Origin of the sequence: Nocardia wallacei (assembly GCF_014466955.1) — a bacterium.
Taxonomy (GTDB): domain Bacteria; phylum Actinomycetota; class Actinomycetes; order Mycobacteriales; family Mycobacteriaceae; genus Nocardia; species Nocardia wallacei.
The window spans coordinates 6,872,952-6,891,329 of sequence record NZ_AP023396.1 but is presented as its reverse complement, the minus strand read 5'-3'; the positions used below and the strand labels follow the sequence as shown (position 1 = coordinate 6,891,329).

General features: G+C 69.0%; 17 protein-coding genes. 12 read left to right on the top strand and 5 right to left on the bottom strand.

Features of this window, described 5'->3' with window-relative positions:
- Positions 1-275: 275 nt before the first annotated feature.
- From alr to tsaD, 6 genes are all read left to right on the top strand, one after another.
- The gene (gene alr, locus NWFMUON74_RS30980; protein WP_232110693.1) at positions 276-1,421 is read left to right on the top strand and encodes an alanine racemase; all 1,146 of its coding nucleotides are present in this window, start codon (positions 276-278) and stop codon (positions 1,419-1,421) included.
- Positions 1,421-2,521 (top strand): alpha/beta fold hydrolase, encoded by a 1,101-nt coding sequence (locus tag NWFMUON74_RS30975; protein ID WP_187685254.1) that lies wholly within the window; start codon positions 1,421-1,423, stop codon positions 2,519-2,521. The genes alr and NWFMUON74_RS30975 overlap by 1 nt, the downstream gene beginning before the upstream one ends.
- Positions 2,514-2,960, top strand: a complete 447-nt coding sequence (gene tsaE, locus NWFMUON74_RS30970; protein WP_187685253.1) for a tRNA (adenosine(37)-N6)-threonylcarbamoyltransferase complex ATPase subunit type 1 TsaE — start codon at positions 2,514-2,516, stop codon at positions 2,958-2,960. The genes NWFMUON74_RS30975 and tsaE overlap by 8 nt, the downstream gene beginning before the upstream one ends.
- Positions 2,961-3,028: 68 nt before the next feature.
- Positions 3,029-3,727, top strand: coding sequence for a tRNA (adenosine(37)-N6)-threonylcarbamoyltransferase complex dimerization subunit type 1 TsaB (tsaB, locus tag NWFMUON74_RS30965; RefSeq protein ID WP_187685252.1), 699 nt, complete (start codon positions 3,029-3,031; stop codon positions 3,725-3,727).
- Positions 3,724-4,251 carry a ribosomal protein S18-alanine N-acetyltransferase gene (gene rimI / locus NWFMUON74_RS30960; RefSeq protein WP_187685251.1) on the top strand — a complete coding sequence of 176 codons (528 nt, stop codon included), beginning with the start codon at positions 3,724-3,726 and terminating at the stop codon, positions 4,249-4,251. Before tsaB ends, rimI begins: the two co-directional genes overlap by 4 nt.
- Entirely contained in the window at positions 4,248-5,300 is a 1,053-nt protein-coding gene (tsaD, locus tag NWFMUON74_RS30955) for a tRNA (adenosine(37)-N6)-threonylcarbamoyltransferase complex transferase subunit TsaD (protein WP_187685250.1), read from the top strand. The genes rimI and tsaD overlap by 4 nt, the downstream gene beginning before the upstream one ends.
- Positions 5,301-5,865: 565 nt before the next feature.
- Here the strand turns inward: tsaD and NWFMUON74_RS30950 are convergent.
- Positions 5,866-7,374: a DUF7159 family protein gene (locus NWFMUON74_RS30950; RefSeq protein ID WP_187685249.1), complete on the bottom strand. Its 1,509-nt coding sequence runs from the start codon at positions 7,372-7,374 to the stop codon at positions 5,866-5,868.
- A gap of 740 nt (positions 7,375-8,114) precedes the next feature.
- Here NWFMUON74_RS30950 and groES point away from each other — a divergent pair.
- Positions 8,115-8,417: a co-chaperone GroES gene (gene groES, locus NWFMUON74_RS30945; RefSeq protein WP_187685248.1), complete on the top strand. Its 303-nt coding sequence runs from the start codon at positions 8,115-8,117 to the stop codon at positions 8,415-8,417.
- Positions 8,418-8,506: 89 nt separating this feature from the next.
- The gene (gene groL, locus NWFMUON74_RS30940; RefSeq protein ID WP_187685247.1) at positions 8,507-10,114 is read left to right on the top strand and encodes a chaperonin GroEL; all 1,608 of its coding nucleotides are present in this window, start codon (positions 8,507-8,509) and stop codon (positions 10,112-10,114) included.
- A 285-nt stretch (positions 10,115-10,399) separates the two neighbouring features.
- Here groL and NWFMUON74_RS30935 read toward each other — a convergent pair whose 3' ends face one another.
- The 3 genes from NWFMUON74_RS30935 to NWFMUON74_RS30925 form a co-directional block, all read right to left on the bottom strand.
- Entirely contained in the window at positions 10,400-10,672 is a 273-nt protein-coding gene (locus tag NWFMUON74_RS30935; RefSeq protein WP_187685246.1) for an RskA family anti-sigma factor, read from the bottom strand.
- A 1-nt stretch (position 10,673) separates the two neighbouring features.
- On the bottom strand, positions 10,674-11,279 hold the full coding sequence (locus NWFMUON74_RS30930; protein ID WP_269475368.1) for a sigma-70 family RNA polymerase sigma factor: 606 nt from the start codon (positions 11,277-11,279) through the stop codon (positions 10,674-10,676).
- 408 nt (positions 11,280-11,687) lie between these two features.
- Complete coding sequence (locus NWFMUON74_RS30925; RefSeq protein WP_187685245.1) at positions 11,688-11,981, bottom strand: WhiB family transcriptional regulator; 294 nt, start codon at positions 11,979-11,981, stop codon at positions 11,688-11,690.
- Positions 11,982-12,643: 662 nt separating this feature from the next.
- Between NWFMUON74_RS30925 and NWFMUON74_RS30920 the strand changes: the two genes are divergently transcribed.
- From NWFMUON74_RS30920 to NWFMUON74_RS30910, 3 genes are all read left to right on the top strand, one after another.
- A complete protein-coding gene (locus NWFMUON74_RS30920; RefSeq protein ID WP_187685244.1) occupies positions 12,644-13,555 on the top strand; it encodes a hypothetical protein in 912 nt (303 codons plus the stop codon).
- A 120-nt stretch (positions 13,556-13,675) separates the two neighbouring features.
- The gene (locus tag NWFMUON74_RS30915; protein ID WP_040746108.1) at positions 13,676-14,254 is read left to right on the top strand and encodes a sigma-70 family RNA polymerase sigma factor; all 579 of its coding nucleotides are present in this window, start codon (positions 13,676-13,678) and stop codon (positions 14,252-14,254) included.
- A complete protein-coding gene (locus NWFMUON74_RS30910) occupies positions 14,247-15,380 on the top strand; it encodes an anti-sigma-D factor RsdA (protein ID WP_187685243.1) in 1,134 nt (377 codons plus the stop codon). The genes NWFMUON74_RS30915 and NWFMUON74_RS30910 overlap by 8 nt, the downstream gene beginning before the upstream one ends.
- Positions 15,381-15,504: 124 nt before the next feature.
- On the opposite strand, the gene NWFMUON74_RS30905 is transcribed toward NWFMUON74_RS30910, so the two are convergent.
- On the bottom strand, positions 15,505-15,918 hold the full coding sequence (locus NWFMUON74_RS30905) for a DUF5319 domain-containing protein (protein WP_019932909.1): 414 nt from the start codon (positions 15,916-15,918) through the stop codon (positions 15,505-15,507).
- Between the two features lie 610 nt (positions 15,919-16,528).
- Here NWFMUON74_RS30905 and guaB point away from each other — a divergent pair.
- Complete coding sequence (gene guaB, locus NWFMUON74_RS30900; RefSeq protein ID WP_232110692.1) at positions 16,529-18,070, top strand: IMP dehydrogenase; 1,542 nt, start codon at positions 16,529-16,531, stop codon at positions 18,068-18,070.
- Positions 18,071-18,378: the final 308 nt, after the last annotated feature.

Here is an 18,378-nt window from a genome sequence, read left to right as displayed (position 1 = left end):
TTGGCCTCCGCTTCGCTCCGGCGGGTTTTCGGCGCCCTGTGGCTCGGTTTTCGGGTGCCGCTGCTTGCTCCTTCGTCGCTTGCGCAGCGGTACCCGAAAACCGAGCCGCGCCGAAAACCGTTGTGGTTGCGTGTGGGTTGGCCCTTAGGGACTGGCCGCTGTTCGTTGTTCGCTTGGTCCACGCTAGTTGGTTGGAGTGCGCTCCAAGCAAGGGGTGATTTCTGCTCGGGAAGCCGCTGCTCGGCGGATCTGTGCCAGTGGCAGGATCGGTAGCTGTGAGTAGTGCTGACCCGCAGGTGGAAACCGTCGTCGATCTGGACGCCATCGCGCACAACGTGCGGGTGCTGGCCGATCACGCGGGGGGAGCCGCTGTCATGGTCGTGGTCAAGGCCGATGGGTACAACCATGGCGCGGTGCCGGTGGCGCGGGCCGCGCTGGCGGCGGGCGCTGCCGAACTCGGCGTCACCACCGTCGCCGAGGCGCTGCAGCTGCGCGCCGCCGGGATCGATGCTCCGATCCTGAGCTGGCTCAACACCTCGGATGCCGACTACGCCGCGGCCGTCACCGCCGACATCGAGATCGGCGTGTCCTCGGTGGCGCATCTGCGGGCGGTCGAGCGCGCCGCGCGCGCCACCGGCACCACCGCGACCGTGACCGTGAAGGTGGATACGGGGCTGAACCGCAACGGCGTCTCCGGCGCCGAATACCCGCAGGTCCTCGGATTGCTACGGCAACTGGTCGACGAGCGGGTGGTGCGGTTCCGGGCGCTGTTCTCCCATCTCGCGCGGGCCGACGAACCGCAGCATCCGGCGATCGACATGCAGCGCGACCGGTTCCTGGACGCCATCGCCGTGGCGAAGGAACACGGCCTCGAACCCGAACTGGTGCACCTGGCCAATTCGGCGGCCACCCTGACCCGGCCGGACCTGGCCTTCGACATGGTGCGGCCGGGCATCGCCGCTTACGGGCTGTCGCCGGTGCCGGAGATCTCCGACTTCGGGCTGCGCCCGGCCATGACGTTCCAGGCCCGGGTCGCGCTCGTCAAACCGGTCGCGGAGGGCGAGGGCGTGTCCTACGGCCACGAGTGGGTCGCGCCCCGCGCCACGACGGTCGCGCTGATCCCGGCGGGCTATGCCGACGGTGTGTTCCGCCCGCTGGGCGGGCGCATCGCGGTCCGCATCGGCGACCGGCTCTATCCCAACGTCGGGCGCGTCTGCATGGACCAGCTGGTGGTCGACCTCGGCGACAACACCGACGGCGTCCGCGAGGGCGATACGGCCGTGCTGTTCGGTCCGGGCCGACCGCATCCGCAACACTGGGCCGACCTGCTCGGCACCATCCACTACGAGATCGTCTGTTCCCCCCGGGGCAGGGTCGTGCGACGCTATGTGGGCGATGTCGCACGACAAGGGGGTGTCTGATGAAAACCGAACGGCCGCATGGTTTTCGGGTGACGGCGTGGCGCGGCGGCGTGGCGGCCGCCGGGGCGATGGGCGCGTTGGCGGGTGCACACGCGCTGCGCCGCATGGGTTCCGCGGTGCGCTGGCCGGCCCACCGCGACGAACTGCGCGACGAGGACTTCACACTGCTGGAACGCGACCGCGCCGCCACGGTGCGCACCGACGACGGGGTGGAGCTGGCCGTGCGCGAGTGCGGTCCCGAGAAGGCCCCGGCCACAGCGGTTTTCGTGCACGGCTTCTGCAACAGCATGGAGTCGTTCCACTTTCAGCGCCGCGACCTCGAAAAGCTCTGGGGCCCCGAGGTCCGGCTGGTCTTCTTCGATCTGCGCGGGCACGGCCGCTCCGGCGCGCCGGACGACCCCAGCTGCATCGTCCCGCAGCTGGGACGTGACCTCGCCGCGGTGCTCGAACAGCGCGCACCGACCGGACCGCTGCTGCTGGTGGGCCATTCCATGGGCGGCATGGCGGTCCTGGCGGCCGCGGCGCAGTTCCCGCGGTTGTTCCAGCGCCGGGTCCGGGCGGTCGCACTGCTCTCGACGACGGCCGCCGAGGTCAGTTCCGCCGGTGTCGCGCAGTTGCTGCGTACGCCCGCGATCGACGGGTTCCGGGTCGCCGCCCGCGTCGCGCCGGCGCTGGTGCAGGCGGGCCGCGTCACCGCGCGTCATGTGATCACGCCGATCCTGCACGTGAGTTCGTTCCACGGCGACGTGAGCCCGACCCTGTCCCGGTTCACCACCTCGATGATCGACCGCACCCCTGTCGAGACGATCGTGAAATTCCTGAAAGCCCTGGAGCTGCACGACGAATCGGCCGCGCTGCCGACCCTGGCCCCGCGCCCCGCCCTGGTGCTCGGCGGCGTGCACGACCGGGTGATCCCGTTCCGCAATTCCCGGGCGCTGGCCGCACGGCTGCCCGACGCCGACCTCGTCCGCGTCACCGACGCCGCCCACATGGTGCACCTGCAGTACCCGGACCTGGTCAACGCCGCGCTGGATCGCCTGCTGCTGCGCAGCGGGCTGCTCGGCACCCGACGCACCGGTCGCGAGGCCGCCCGTGGCTGACCAGCGGATCCTGCCGACCGTCGAGGACACCGAGGCCCTGGGCCGCGAGCTGGCGGCCGACCTGCGCGCCGGTGATCTGGTGGTGCTGGACGGCCCGCTGGGCGCCGGCAAGACCGCGCTCACCCGCGGCATCGCGGCCGGGCTCGGCGTCGAAGGACGAGTCAGCTCACCGACTTTCATCATCGCCCGCCAGCACCGGGCCGGGCCCCGCCCGGGCGCGATCGCCCTCGTGCACGTCGACGCGTACCGACTCGGCGGCGATCTGGACGAACTGGACGCCCTCGATCTCGACACCGACCTGGACGACGCCGTGGTCGTAGTCGAATGGGGCCTCGGCGTGGTCGAACATCTCGCCGATCGCCACCTGCGCGTCCTCCTGCGCCGCGAGCCCGAATCCGACACCCGCACGGCCACCTGGGAATGGGTGAGTCCGACCTGAACCCGGGTCGCGAACCGGGCGGCGGGGTGCCGATGCGAAGGTGACCAACCGGTATCGTTGACCCAATCATGCTTGTACTCGCTGTCGACACCGCGACACCTGCCGTTACAGCAGGACTGGTGGAGCTGGAGGGGCCCGCCGCGCGGGTCCACACCCTCGCCACCCGCGTGACCGTGGACGCGCGCGCCCACAACGAGGTGCTGACGCCGCAGATCCTGGAATGCCTGGACGCGGCGGGCCGTTCGCGCGCCGACCTCGGTGCGGTCGTCGTCGGCATCGGCCCGGGCCCGTTCACCGGGCTGCGCGTCGGGATGGCGACCGCCGCGGCGTTCGGTGACGCCCTCGGCCTGCCGGTGTACGGCGTGTGCAGTCTCGACGCGATCGCCGCCGACGCGTGGCAGGAGATCACCGCCGCCGAATCCGAGTTGCTGGTGGTCACCGACGCCCGTCGCCGCGAGGTGTACTGGGCGCGCTACCGCATCCGCCCGGATGCCGGTTCCGGCACGCAGGCCGTGGAGCGGGTGGCCGGTCCGGGCGTGTGCAAGCCCGTCGATCTCGAAACGCGCGAGTCGACCGTGATCGCCGGATCCGCCTCGCACGTCGACTTCTTCGACCTGCCGGTGCTCCCGGTGGAGACGCCGTCACCGGCGGGGCTGGTGCGCTGCGCCGCCACCGAGGTGCTGTCGGGCGCGCCCGCCGAACCGCTGGTGCCGCTGTACCTGCGCCGCCCCGACGCCGTCGAACGCAGCTATCAGGCGGTGTCATGACCACGGCGGATAGACCGGGCGTCACCGTCGAACCGATGGGCCCGGCCGACATCGCGCGCTGCGCGGAACTCGAGACGTTGTTGTTCCCCGAGGATGATCCGTGGCCCGAGGTGGCCTTCCGGTCGGAGCTGGCCGGCACGCACAACCGCTATGTGGTGGCCCGCGACGCGAACGGCCGCATGGTCGGCTACGCGGGCATCGCGCTGCTGGGCACCGTGGAACATCCCGAGGCGGAGGTGCACACCATCGGCGTCGATCCGGGGGTGCACCGCGCCGGAATCGGCACCGTGCTGCTGCGCGCGCTGCTGGTGGAGGCCGGAAGGCGCGGCGGCCCGGTCTTTCTCGAGGTCCGCACCGACAACGCACCCGCCATCGCGCTGTACGAGAAGCACGGCTTCCACATCATCGGGCTGCGCAAGAACTACTACCAGCCCAGCGGCGCCGACGCGTTCACCATGCGCCGTCCTGCGATGACGGGCTTCCCGCAGCCGGATTCCGCGCACAACTCAGAGGTCCTGTCATGATCGTCATGGGCATCGAAAGCTCGTGTGACGAAACCGGAGTCGGCATCGTCCGGTGGCATCCCAGCGCGACCGAGGAGGGGAAGGGCAGCTGCGAGCTGCTCGCCGACGAGGTGGCTTCCAGTGTCGATCAGCACGCGCGGTTCGGCGGCGTGGTGCCGGAGATCGCGTCGCGGGCCCATCTGGAGGCGATCGTGCCCGCGATGCGGCGGGCGCTGTCGGCCGCGGGCGTCGCCAAACCCGACGCGCTGGCGGTGACCATCGGACCCGGCCTGGCCGGGGCGCTGCTGGTCGGGGTGGCTGCGGCGAAAGCCTATGCGGCGGCGTGGGATATCCCCCTGTACGCGTTGAACCATCTCGGTGGCCACGTCGCCGTGGACACCCTCGAGCACGGCCCCATGCCGCCGTGCGTGGCGCTGCTGGTCTCCGGCGGACACACCCATCTGCTGCGGGTGACCGACCTCGCCGAGCCGATCGTGGAACTCGGCAGCACGGTCGACGACGCCGCGGGGGAGGCGTTCGACAAGGTGGCGCGGCTGCTCGGGCTCGGCTTCCCCGGCGGCCCGGCGCTGGATGCCGCTGCCACGCACGGCGATCCGACCGCCATCATGTTCCCGCGCGGCATGACCGGTCCCCGCGATCCGCGCTACGACTTCTCCTTCTCCGGATTGAAGACCGCCGTCGCCCGCTATGTCGAGGCCGCCCAGCGGACGGGTTCCGAACTGCCCATCGCCGATATCGCGGCCTCGTTCCAGGAATCGGTCGCGGATGTGCTCACCGCCAAGGCGATTCGCGCCGCCCGGGATGTCGGCGTCGACACCTTGGTACTCGGCGGCGGCGCCACCGCGAACTCACGCATCCGCTCGATGGCCGAGGAACGCTGCGCCGCAGCCGATATCACCCTGCGCGTACCCAAGCCCCGCCTCTGCACCGACAACGGCGTCATGATCGCGACCCTCGGCGCCCACGTCATCGCGGGCGGCGCCAAACCGTCTCCCCTCACCGTAGCCACCGACCCCGGCCTCCCCGTCTCCACCAGCCAACTCCGCTGACCCACCGCCACACCCACCGGTGCCGCGGAAAACCGGTGGGCCCGCATCGAACAGCGACGCCACATCGATCCCCGGCGATTGCGTCGAGCCGCCGGGGCCGCGCCCATCCGGGCGAGCGTGCGGCGAAGTCGGCGTGCTCGCGCCGATGTCGCTGAGCATGCGGTGTCCCGGCGGGTTGTGTCGATGTGGGTGAGGGTGCGGTGTCGCGGCGGGTTGTGTCGATGTGGGTGAGGGTGCGGTGTCCCGGCGGGTTGTGTCGATGTCGGTGAGCACGCGATGACCTGGTGGGTTGCGTCGATATCGGCGAGCGCGGGGTGTCGCGGCGGGTTGTGTCGATGTGGGTGAGCGTGCGGTGTCCTGGTGGGTTGCGTCGATGTCGGCGAGCGCGAGCGGAAGCTGGTGGGCTGCATTGACGTCGGTGGGGCTGCGGTGAATCCCGTGGGCGCGTCGAATTTGGTGGGTTCGAGTGGAAGCCGGTGGGTCACGGCGGCTGTCGGTTGCTTCCGCGAGGGCTGGACGACGAAGGCGGCTGTGCGCCCGGATCGGGTTGCTCGGGTCGGGCCGGTCAGTCGGTTGGCTGGACCGTGGCGGCGGCGCCTGCTGCGGAGCCCGAGTTGGAGCGGGGGAGGGGCGGGACGCGGGTGGGGCTGGTGGTGGGGGTTGTGGTTGTCGACCCCTCGGGGGATACCGTCGGGCCCGGGGCGGGGGTGGTCGTGTCCAGGAGCGGGCCGAGTAATCGAGGCAGGTCGGGGAGGGGGATCTGGGGGAGGTTCGGGTCCGGCCGCAGCGGCGGTGCGGTGGTGCTGGGCGTGCGATTCACCGTGGTGGTGGTCGGCTGCGTGCCGGTGGCCGTCGGCGGCGCGGGCACGCTGGTGGCGGCCGGTTCCCGGCCCGGCTGGGACTGGCCCGCCGGTGCGGTGGACGAGCCGGTGGGGGTGGTCGAAAGTGTCGGCGCCACAGGCACTTGCGCGGTATTGCTGGTGCCGACCGGGCTGACGTCGTGGCGGTCGGCGGACGGAACCAGTTCCTTGACGCCATAGCCGACGACCAGGCCCACCACGACGACCGCGCCCGCCAGGGTGCCGACCAGCTTGGTGAATGTACCCGCGGACGCGTCGCTACCCAGGCTGATCACCGGGAATGCCGACGGTTGCGCCGAATCCGCCACCAGCGCGGCGCCTTTCGCGGTAGCGGCCTCCGGCTCCGGCACGGTGAGCACCGGGACGTCGATCAACTCGTCCAGCCCGGCGACGACGGTGGGAATGTTGGCGCCGCCGCCGATCACGGCGATCGCCGCGGGCGGCTTCGGCGAGCGGGCGAACACTCCGGCCGCGAACACGGCCGCGTCGCGCACCAGATCGGCGATCAGCTCCTCGAAATCGGCGCGCGTCAACTTCAACGGCTGGCCGGCGACGTGGTCGATGGTCACCGCCGGGGCGATGGACAGATGCTCCTTGGCCGCGCGGCTGCGATTGATCAGCATGCTGCGGTTGGGACGGGTGCCGCGCCGGGCGAAGTGACAGTCCAGCAGATGGTGGTAGATGAGCTCGTCGACCGCGGTGCCGCTGATGGCGGCGGTGCGCTCGGAGCGCAGCGTGGTGTCGTCGGCGAGATCGGCGACGGTGACGGTCATACCGGAGGCGCCCAGATCGATGATCGCGACCGTCTCGAACCGGTCGAGCAGACCGGTGTGGCGCAGATACGTAAGCGCGGCAGTGCTTTCGGGAATCAGCTGCACGTCGCGGCGCTGGCGGCCGATGGCCGACCGGATGGCGACGGCCTGCTCCCGGTCGCGGTAGGCGACGGCGATCGCGCCCGGCGGTGCGGCGGCGGTCTCGGGGTGCAGCGCGGGCAGGCCGGCTGTGTGCGCGCCCACCGGATGCACCACGTCGCGGGCCGGCATCTGCGTGGTCATCAGTTCGATCGACGACGCCACCAGATCACCGAGGTCGGACTGCGCGGAGTCCGCGGACACAACCCGGTAGTCGAAACTCTGAGCGCCGTTGGGCGCGGTGGCGACCAGCGCCGAGCACACCACTTCGTTCCCGGCGGAGATGCCGAGGGATGTTCGCATGTTCACCTCCCTTCGAGCGGATGGTCACGGTGTCGCCGACCATCTCGAACGGGCAGCGCGGGCGTCCGCATGGATGGCGAACGGCCCGAGCGGCGGATCCGGCCGGGCCCTCGTCCGTTCGGGTCTCGGGACCAACCACCGATCACTTGCGGTCTTGCTCTCGTCTCAGGCGTGCGCGATGGTTCGCGCGGGGTGGAGTGGGGTGAAGCAGTTGTGTTGTCGTACTCGGCGGTTCGCATGACGGAACGTCAACCGGCGCGAGCAACTGGCGGACGCAACATCACGGAGCCGTCGTCCATAGTGTCACAATCCGTTATTGGAACGTTACAGATTTCAACGATGATTTGCACGCCCACCCGGCGTGTCGAACCCGCCTCCCCCTACGGATCCCAATCCCTACACCACCACCCCGGTTTTCGGCGCGTCTCGGTTTTCGGGCGCCGCTGCGAAGCGACGAAGGAGCCAGCAGCGGTGCCCGAAAACCGAGACACACAGGCGCCGAGAACCCGCCGCAGCGAAGCGGAGGCCAAATAGCACAGCCCGCTCTTGAGCGCTGGCACTCGCATGTATAGAGTGCTAGGTGGCACTGCGGATGTTGCTCAGGTGCCGCTTGACTACTGAGCAGGGGTCCCGGCACCCGCGACGACGGGGCTATGCACAGGGTCAACACCGTGACCATAACCGTGCGCCCGGGGAACCGCCCCGGACGCGACGAATCCCCTGAAAGTGGAGGGCTCAACGTGGCGAGCGTGAACATCAAGCCGCTCGAGGACAAGATCCTCGTCCAGGCCAACGAGGCCGAGACGACGACCGCCTCCGGCCTGGTCATCCCCGACACGGCGAAGGAGAAGCCCCAGGAGGGCACCGTCGTCGCCGTCGGCCCCGGCCGGTGGGACGAGGATGGCGAGAAGCGCATCCCGCTGGACGTCAAGGAAGGCGACGTCGTCATCTACTCGAAGTACGGCGGCACCGAGATCAAGTACAACAACGAGGAGTACCTGATCCTCTCGGCGCGCGACCTGCTGGCCGTCGTCGACAAGTGACCCGGTAACGACGCTGCCCCGGTGCCCGCACGCGTGGGGCCGGGGCAGTTGTCGTTCGTCCCCTTCCATCAGCAAGGACTGATTTCACCATGGCAAAGCAGATCGAGTTCGACGAGAAGGCTCGTCGGGCTATGGAGCGCGGCGTCGACAAGCTCGCCGACGCCGTGAAGGTCACGCTGGGCCCCCGTGGCCGGCATGTGGTGCTGGCCAAGGCGTTCGGCGGCCCGACGGTCACCAACGACGGCGTCACCATCGCCCGTGACATCGACCTCGAGGACCCCTTCGAGAACCTGGGCGCGCAGCTGGTCAAGAGCGTCGCCACCAAGACCAACGACGTGGCCGGCGACGGCACCACCACCGCCACCGTGCTGGCGCAGGCGCTGATCCGCGGCGGCCTGAAGAACATCGCCGCCGGCGCCAACCCGATCGGGCTCGGCGCGGGCATGAGCAAGGCCGCCGACGCGGTGTCCGAGGCCCTGCTGGCCGCCGCGAAGCCGGTCTCCGGCGAGCAGGCCATCGCGCAGGTCGCCACCGTCTCCTCGCGTGACGAGGAGATCGGCGAGATGGTCGGCAAGGCGCTGACCACCGTCGGCAAGGACGGCGTGGTCACGGTGGAGGAATCCTCCACCGTGAGCACCGAACTCGTGGTCACCGAGGGCGTGCAGTTCGACAAGGGCTACCTGTCGGGCTACTTCGTCACCGACCACGACAAGCAGGAGGCCGTGCTCGAGGACGCGCAGATCCTGCTGCACCGGGAGAAGATCTCCTCGCTGCCGGACTTCCTGCCGCTGCTCGAGAAGATCGCCGAATCCGGCAAGCCGGTGCTGATCGTCGCCGAGGATGTCGAGGGCGAGGCGCTGTCCACCCTGGTGGTCAACGCGATCCGCAAGACCCTCAAGGTCGTCGCCGTCAAGGCGCCGTTCTTCGGTGACCGCCGCAAGGCGTTCCTGGACGACCTGGCCGTCGTCACCGGCGGCACCGTGATCAACCCGGACCTGGGCATCAGCCTGCGCGAGGCGGGTCTGGACCTGCTCGGCCAGGCGCGGCGGGTGGTCGTCAGCAAGGACGAGACCACCATCGTCGACGGAGCCGGCACCCAGCAGGCCATCGACGCGCGCGTCGCTCAGCTGCGCGCCGAGATCGAGGCCACCGATTCCGACTGGGACCGCGAGAAGCTCGAGGAGCGGCTGGCCAAGCTGTCGGGCGGCGTCGCGGTGATCCGCGTCGGCGCGGCCACCGAGACCGCGCTCAAGGAGCGCAAGTACCGCGTCGAGGACGCCGTGAACGCGGCCAAGGCCGCGATCGAGGAGGGCATCGTGCCCGGCGGCGGCACCGCGCTGGTGCAGGCGGCGGCCAAGCTGGCCGAACTGCGCGACTCGTCGAGCGGTGACCAGGCCATCGGTGTGGATGTGGTGCGGCAGGCGTTGCGCGCGCCGCTGTACTGGATCGCCAGCAACGCCGGAGTCGACGGGGCCGTGGTGGTCAGCAAGGTCGCCGAGGGCAAGGACGGCTTCAACGCCGCCACTCTCACCTACGGTGATCTGGTGACCGACGGTGTGGTGGATCCGGTGAAGGTGACCCGCTCGGCCGTCCTGAACGCCGTCTCGGTGGCGCGCATGGTGCTCACCACGGAGAGCGCCGTGGTGGAGAAGCCCGCGGAGGAAGAGGCCGACGACCACCACGGGCACTCGCACTGAATTGTTGGCGCCGCCTTCGGCGTCGCGTGTTCGCGGCCTTCATGGCTCGCGTTTCGGCGGTCGAGACTCGCGCTTCGCGCATGCGCTTCGACCGCCGAAACGCGAGCCGGCCGCGAACGGTCGCTCGTAAGACTCGCTCCGTGCGGGGGAACGGGGTGGGTAGTGCGGTTCCCGTTGCGGGTTGAGCTTCGGGAGCGTTGTCCTGTGTGCCGAAAGGCGAACGGGCCGTTCGCATCCTTTGGGATGGGAACGGCCCGTTGTTGTTTCTGCGCGGGTTCGCCTGGCTCATTGCTGCTGGTGGTGGTGGGTAGCGGTTGCGGGAGCCTGGTTCTCGGCTATGGCCGCCAGCAGGTGGGTGCGGAGTGCGGGGGGCGGGGGTTCGGCCGACGCCGAGGCGAACACGGTGAGAGCTTCTCTGGTCTGCTGCACTTCCCTGTCGAAGTCCGCGCGCAGCGCCGCGTCGCCCGAATCGAGCAAATCGTGCACGGCGCGCCGATCCTCGTCGCCGATCGATCCGAGCGCGACCGCATGCGCGAGATCGATCTGGCTTTCGTTCATCTCACGTCACTCCCAAACTCTTCTTCAATCGTGTCAATCCATCACGGATGCGGGACTTCACGGTCGGTAAACCGACGCCGAGGTACTCCGCTACTTCCGCATACGTCCGCCCGCCGAAGTAGGCCAGCGAAATGGCTTCGCGCTGGGTCTCCGTCAGGGTGGACAGGCTCGCCAAGACCGCCTGCTGATCGAGCCTTCGTCCTACTTCTTCGGTGACCTCGTCGAATTCGTTACCGAGAGAGCTTGCGCCGTAGGCGACTTCGCGCTGGGCGTGGGCCTGTTCGGCGCGGACGCGATCGACCGCCCGGCGGTGGGCGAGCGTCATCAGCCAGGTGACCGCGGAGCCCCTGGACGAGTCGAAGTTGGCTGCGGTACGCCAGATCTGGAGGTAGACCTCCTGAGTGGTCTCCTCGGCGTAGCCGGGGTCGTGTAGGACACGCAGGACCAGGCCGAACACCCGGGCGCACGTTCGGTCGTACAGCTCGGCGAAGGCCTCCTGGTCGGATCGGCCGCACCGTTCGAGAAGTGCGGCTAGTTCGAGGCTTTCGGCTGCGCGTGCCGTCACCGCAGAGTCTCCGCGGGGTGTTTCCACCCGCTCGTCCCGGATAGCTTGCTGGAACGAGTCGCCCTCTGCGGCCGGCGGCCGCGTTGTCACAACGCTCCATTCTGTGTCATCGGCCACTACCGTAGCGTGCCGCTATGACCTCCTCTCGGGTGGGGGTATCGGCAAACTGACTGCGGCTCAGCGGTTTTCGGACATCGCCCGACACGCCGAGGCAGTCTTCGGTAAGACACGCCGGAAATTGTGGGGATCGCAGTGTTCGATTCGGACGTACCCGGCATCGCGGCGACGGGTGGCAAGGCTTCTGGCCATCTCGCGGCAGGCGGTCGGCGGTGACCGAAGGGCCTGCGCGCCTGTGTCGGCGGCACCGGCCGGTAGCGCAGCGGCCGGTGTTTGCCAGGCATTCGGCGCGCCGAGCGTTCCGGATGGGAGCAAATTCGACGGCCGCGAGAATCAGACCGTCACGCGGCGGCGGTTGCGCCGCGCGTGCATCTCGCGCTCGGTCTCCGACATCCCGCCCCAGATGCCGTACGGCTCGCTGACCTTCAGCGCGTGACTGCGGCACTGCATGAGCACCGGGCAGGTGCGGCAGATCTCCTTGGCGCGCAGCTCGCGCTGCGCGCGGGCGCGGCCGCGTTCGCCGTCGGGATGGAAGAACACGGAGGAGTCCACACCGCGGCAGGAACCGCGCATCTGCCAATCCCAGATGTCGGCGTTGGGACCGGGGAGGTGGGTGGGCATGGGCATCGTGAACTCCTAGTGGTGCGAGCTCGTCGGCGTTGTCGAGCGGTGCTTGTCAGCAGCGGTCTGTCCGAACCTCGAGGCGCGGCCGGATGAGACCTCGCCGAGATCGGGCTCGGACCGTGTCGCCGGAGTTCCGGCGATCGCAGTTCGTGGTCGCCGCAATTTCACACGGCGCCGACGACGGCGATGTCGTACGTTAGGACGCATAGCGAAATCCAGTCAATAGTTTCTCTGGCGACGATTTCAAAGGGAGCGGCTCCGAGATTTAACCTTCCTGCTATTTACATCCGGGCCACCTATGGCGATACTGTTCGGTTGGCCAGTTCAGGGCCGGTCTGTTGCTGTCCTGTGATATGCCATATACGGCCAGGTCATGGACCATTTCATCGAAAGAAAGGCACGCTTGTTCCATCGCCGACGTAGCTTGTGGTACGTGGTGGATGACGCCGCTGGGACGAATGTGGGCGATGGTCAGATGGCCGCTCCGAGGCGCGCAGGTTAATTATCCGAAAAGCATACAAATTCCTAACATACGTGCTGGGCGATTGCCCGTAGTCGTTTTACGAGATCGAAACATCCGCGATGCTTTCCTCTTGCTGAACAGTTGCTCGCCGTCGGAAACGGGGTCGCGCGGGCGTGTGTGCGCCGCCGGATAAGGTGCGGCGGTGAATCACTTCTCCGCGCTGCCGGACCCGGCGAACTCGCGGCACGCGATATTCGCCGACGCCGCGTTCGGTGAGCGTCCCGGCATCCCCGCCGCCGAACTGCCCGCCGCCGCCGATGCCGTCGAATCCTGGCTGCGCGCGGTCGTTCTCGGTGGTCAGGGCCGCTACGCCGCCGCTCGCGCCGAATTGGGCCGGGCATACCGCGGCAGCGCCGATCCGGTACTGCGCTCGCTGATCACCAGCACCCGCGCCTCGCTGCTGCGGCAACTCGGCCACCACGCGCGCGCCGCCGTGCTCGACGGCCGGGCGCTCGCGCTGGTGCCGCCGGACGCGTCCGCGGTCGGCCCAGCGGGGTCGGCGGCGCGGCGAGAGGCGGTTTGCGACGCGTTGACCGGGCTGGCCGCCGATGCGCTGGGGATCGCCCGGCCGGAGCTGTCGGCGCGGCTGCTGAAACGTTGCCAGACCTTTATCGGTGATTTGTCCGCCTCCGCCGACGGCGACGGGGCGCGCGCCCGGCTGCGCTGGCACTGGGTGTCGGCCGAGACCGCGCTGGCCGCGCCGGGCCGTGGGCTGGTTGCCGGCTCCGCGCTGCGGTACGCCGAAACCGCGCTCGCACTCGCGGAGCGTGGCCCGTCGGTGCGCCATCGCGTCAAGTCCCGTCTACTCGTCGCCGCCGCGGCGGCCGCCGCCGGCGATGTCGAACAGTCTCGGGCATCGGCCGCCCTGGTCTCCTCCCAGAGCCGGGAAAACGGTCTGCTTCCGCTGCGGTGGGCCTGCGCCATGTTGCTGTCGGGGGTCGCCGAAGGCGCCGATGCGGCTCGAGCAGCGGCCGAAGCGCGCGCGTGTGCGCAGGACCTGGCCGGTCACGGCGGTGTATTGCGTTCGGGCGATGAAGTTCTCGGTAGTGGCTGATCCCAGGTGTTGCCCGTGGCGGGTTGTGAAGCCGCTATTGTTGGAGCCGTTCCGCCGATCGGCGGAAGCACTGGTCAACAACCGACCGTGCCACTTGTAACGCCGGGAATATCTCTGACGATGACGCACACGGGCGAGGAGTTGGACGCCGCCGTCGCTGCCGCAGCGCAGGGCGATCGTTCGGCTTTAGCCCAGGTACTGGAGATCATCCGTCCACTGGTGGTTCGCTACTGCCGTGCGCGGATCGGATCCGCGGAGCGTGGGCAGCTCTCCGCGGACGACGTTGCGCAGGAGGTCTGTCTGGCAGTGATGACCGCCCTGCCGCGTTATCAGGACCAAGGGCGGCCGTTCATGGCCTTCGTGTATGGAATCGCTTCGCACAAGGTCGCCGATGCCCATCGCAACGCAGCCCGTAACAAGGCGGACGCGATGGCCGAAGTACCAGATGTCATATCCACCGACCAAGGGCCGGAGCAGCGTGCTCTCGATTCCGAAACGAGCCGGCAGATGAACAGTCTGCTGGCCACGCTTCCGGAGAAGCATCGAGAGATCCTGATCCTGCGATTGGTCATGGGTCTGTCAGCAGAAGAAACTGCTGTCGCCGTGGGCAGTACGGCGGGAGCTATACGAGTGGCCCAGCACCGGGCGCTCGCGAAACTGAAGTCACAAGTGGCGAGGGCAGGTGAAATGTATGGCTAGGGATGGCGAGCGCGGTCGGGGCGACTGGAAGGCGCGGCTTGGATCGCACAACAGCGATCCCTACGCCGAGGCATCCGGGGACAACGGCCCGGTCGACATTGCCGCGGTACGCCGCGACGATGCCTTGATCGACGCCATCGCCGGTGACGGACCCGTGACGACCGACAGCTCCGAGGAGTACCAGCTCGCGACTTTGCTCGCGAACTGGCGGGCGGAGATCGTCGAGGAGCCGTTGCCGGGCGGGCCGGATCTGGATGCTGTTGTCGCGGCGGTCAATCAGGAAATCGGTGCGCGGCAGACGAGAGTTAACGTCGCGCGGCGAAGTCATTTACGGCTGGTACGTCCCCTCATGGGTGCGGCCGCCGCGGTGGCCTTGATCTTCGGCGGTATGACGGCGTTCTCTTACAGTGCGCAGCCCGGCGATCCGCTGTGGCGGGTGAAGGAAGTGGTGTTCAGCCAGCAGGCGCAGACCACCATCGCCCAGCGCGCCGACAATGCGCTGAGCCAGGCGCAGACGCTGCTCGAGCAGCACCGGCCGGAAGAGGCCAAGGCGCTGCTGGCGAGTTCCCGCAACACCGCCATCCAGGTCGACGACGAGAAGCGCCGCAACGAGCTGGAGGAACGCTGGAACCAGCTGTGGGCACAGCTGAGCATCGACGCACCGGACATCGCCGCGTCGCTGACACCGATCAGCCCGCCGAAGTCCACGGGGCGTCCGCAGATCCCGTCCACCGGGGCGACGATCACCCAGCAACCGGCCGACAGCGCGACCAGGCCCACCACCACCTTCGACCCGCGCACCCTGGGCACCGACCCCAGCGCGAACAACCCCGGCGGGCCGAGCACCCTGCCCACGCTGCCGACGACGCCGTCGGTGCCGACCGAACTGCCCACCGTGCCACCCACGGTGCCGCAGGAACCACCGACCATCCCGCAGGAACCGCCCACCGTCGCGCCGACCAGCATCGGCTCGACGGGGGCGCCCGCGTTTCCGCCGCGGCCGGGTGGGCAGACCATCGAGCCCACCGGCCGTCCCAGCGTCCCGTCGATCGGGGTGCCGACAGTCGTCAAGCCGCCGGCCGGGTCGTTGCCGGGCGGGTCGATGCCGGGGATTCTCGGCGGATAGCGGGCACCGGCCCGAAATAGCAGATCAACCGATCACCGCGAGGTGGTCGGCTTTGCTGTGTGGATCGGCTTTGCTGTGTGGATCGGATGCGGCCTGCCCGGCACCGCATCCGATCAGCGCGAGATCAGGCGTCGAAGCCGTCGAACCCGTCGCCGTGCAGCGCCTCGTTCATCGACGCGTCGGCGTAACCGCGGCAGTAGTCCCACGTGACATAGGCCTCGGGAGTGGGGTCGTACGCGGGCTCGTGCGGGCGCACGGTGCCGTCCACCAGTAGTTGAAGCAGGTTCGCGCGCAACATGTCCCAGTCGTGATAGTGATCCTGCCGGCAGTCCTCGCAGCTGACCACGAGCCCACGGATACCGCGGTGGGCCAGCAGCGCCTCGTACACAGCGAGGTCGGCGAGATCTTCCTCGACCGCTAGGCGCTCGTGAGGATCCAGCGGCTCCCCCGGCTCGATGGCATCGAGCGCGGCCGACGGGTCGGAGGGGTCTCCGGCGAACGGATCCGGCGGCAGGCCAGGTGGTAGATGGTCACGCACAATCCCACGGTACGCAGAACAGGGGTACCTGCGCCAGCGCTGCGGGGAAGTTTTGCTCTGTTGATGGCCTGAGCGTTGATGGCCTCCGCTTCGCTCCGGCGGGTTTTCGGCGCCCTGTGGCTCGGTTTTCGAGCACCGCTGCTTGCTCCTTCGTCGCTTGCGCAGCGGCGCTCGAAACCGAGCCGCGCCGAAAACCGGGCGGGGTTGCGTGGTGGCTGGCGTGCATTGCCGGTGGTAGGCGGGGTGCGTGGTGGTGGGCGTGCGTTGCTGGTGGTGGGCGGGGTGCGTGGTGGTGGGTGTGCGTTGCTGGTGGTGGGCATGCATGGCTGGTGGTGGGCGGGTTGCGTGGTGGCGGCGGGTGCTCTTGGCCGCGACCGTCTAGCGACGGTGCGTCGGGCGTGGTTGCCGGGGATTGTCGGCGTGTCGCGGGGGAGTGCGGGTGTGGCGGAGATTACTGGGGCTGGTCGCTCGAGCGGTTGAGTTGCGCGGTCGATACCATGGACGGAACCGGCGCCGGGTATCGATCTTCGGCTCCGGCAATCCGTCAGACGTTCGCGGTCCGGGCCGATCCCCGGATTGTTGCTTTCGAGGTCCAGGAGGGGTCGATCCGATGAGTAGTCCCGTGATGGGCGAACAGGCCGTCCGCCCTCATACGGGTGGTGACGATCCGAACAAGATCGCCATGCTCGGCCTCACGTTCGACGACGTGCTGTTGCTGCCGGCCGCTTCGGATCTCATCCCCAGCTCGGTCGAGACATCCAGTCGGCTGACCCGTGAGATCACGCTGCGCACGCCGCTGGTGAGTTCGGCGATGGACACCGTCACCGAGGCTCGCATGGCGATCGCGATGGCGCGCGCGGGCGGCATGGGCGTGCTGCACCGCAACCTCGCCGCCGCCGACCAGGCCGCCGCCGTGGAGACGGTGAAGCGTTCCGAGGCGGGCATGGTCACCAACCCGGTCACCTGCCGCCCCAGCGACACTCTCGCCGAAGTCGACGCGATGTGCGCCCGATACCGCATCTCGGGCCTGCCCGTGGTGGACGAGACCGGCGAGCTGGTGGGCATCATCACCAACCGCGACATGCGTTTCGAGGTCGACCAGAACCGCCGCGTCGCGGAGGTGATGACCAAGGCGCCGCTGATCACCGCGCAGGAGGGCGTGACCGCCGAGGCCGCGCTGGGCCTGCTGCGCCGCCACAAGGTGGAGAAGCTCCCGATCGTGGACGGCAACGGCCGGCTGCGGGGGCTCATCACCGTCAAGGACTTCGTCAAGACCGACCAGTACCCCAACGCCACCAAGGACCGCGACGGCCGGCTGCTCGTCGGCGCCGCCGTCGGTGTCGGCGAGGACTCGTGGTCGCGCGCCATGACTTTGCGCGACGCCGGGGTGGACGTGCTCATCGTCGACACCGCGCACGGCCACCAGGTCCAGGTGCTGCAGATGGTCGCCAAGCTGAAAACCGAAGTGGGCGACCGCATTCAGATCGTCGGCGGCAACGTCGCCACCCGGGCGGGCGCCGCGGCGCTCATCGAAGCCGGAGTCGACGCGGTCAAGGTCGGGGTCGGGCCGGGCTCCATCTGTACCACCCGCGTCGTCGCGGGAGTCGGCGCGCCGCAGATCACCGCCATTCTCGAGGCGACCGCCGCGGCCACGCCGGCGGGTGTGCCGGTCATCGCGGACGGCGGAATCCAGTACTCCGGTGACGTCGCCAAGGCCATCGCGGCCGGGGCGTCGACCGTCATGCTCGGGTCGCTGCTGGCCGGAACCGCGGAATCGCCGGGTGAGCTGATTCTCGTCAACGGTAAGCAGTTCAAGAGTTATCGGGGGATGGGGTCACTGGGCGCCATGCAGGGGCGGGGGCAGGGGAAGTCCTACTCCAAGGATCGGTACTTCCAGGACGATGTGCTGGCCGAGGACAAGCTGGTGCCCGAGGGGATCGAGGGGCGGGTGCCGTTCCGGGGGCCGGTGAATCAGGTTATTCACCAGCTGGTGGGGGGGTTGCGGGCGGCTATGGGGTACACGGGGGCGCAGTCTATTGCGGACTTGCAGCGGGCTCAGTTCGTGCAGATTACTGCGGCTGGGTTGAAGGAGAGTCATCCGCACGACATCACTATGACTGTTGAGGCGCCTAATTACACGGGGCGTGGGTAGGCGGTTGGGGTAGGGCGCTGCTGGTTGGCGTGCTGTGGGGTGGGAGGGCTGTATTTTTGGCCTCCGCTTCGCTCCGGCGGGTTTTCGGCGCCCTGTGGCTCGGTTTTCGGGTGCCGCTGCTTGCTCCTTCGTCGCTTGCGCAGCGGCACCCGAAAACCGAGCCGCGCCGAAAACCTTTGGAGTTGGCGGGCTATGGGAGGTTTTGGCGGAGGGGGTTGCGTGGGGATCGTGAGGTTGCGTCTGCCTGGGGCGATGAGATTGCGTTTGCTTGAAGCGGTGAAGTGGTGTGCGCCCGGGTGGTGAGGTGG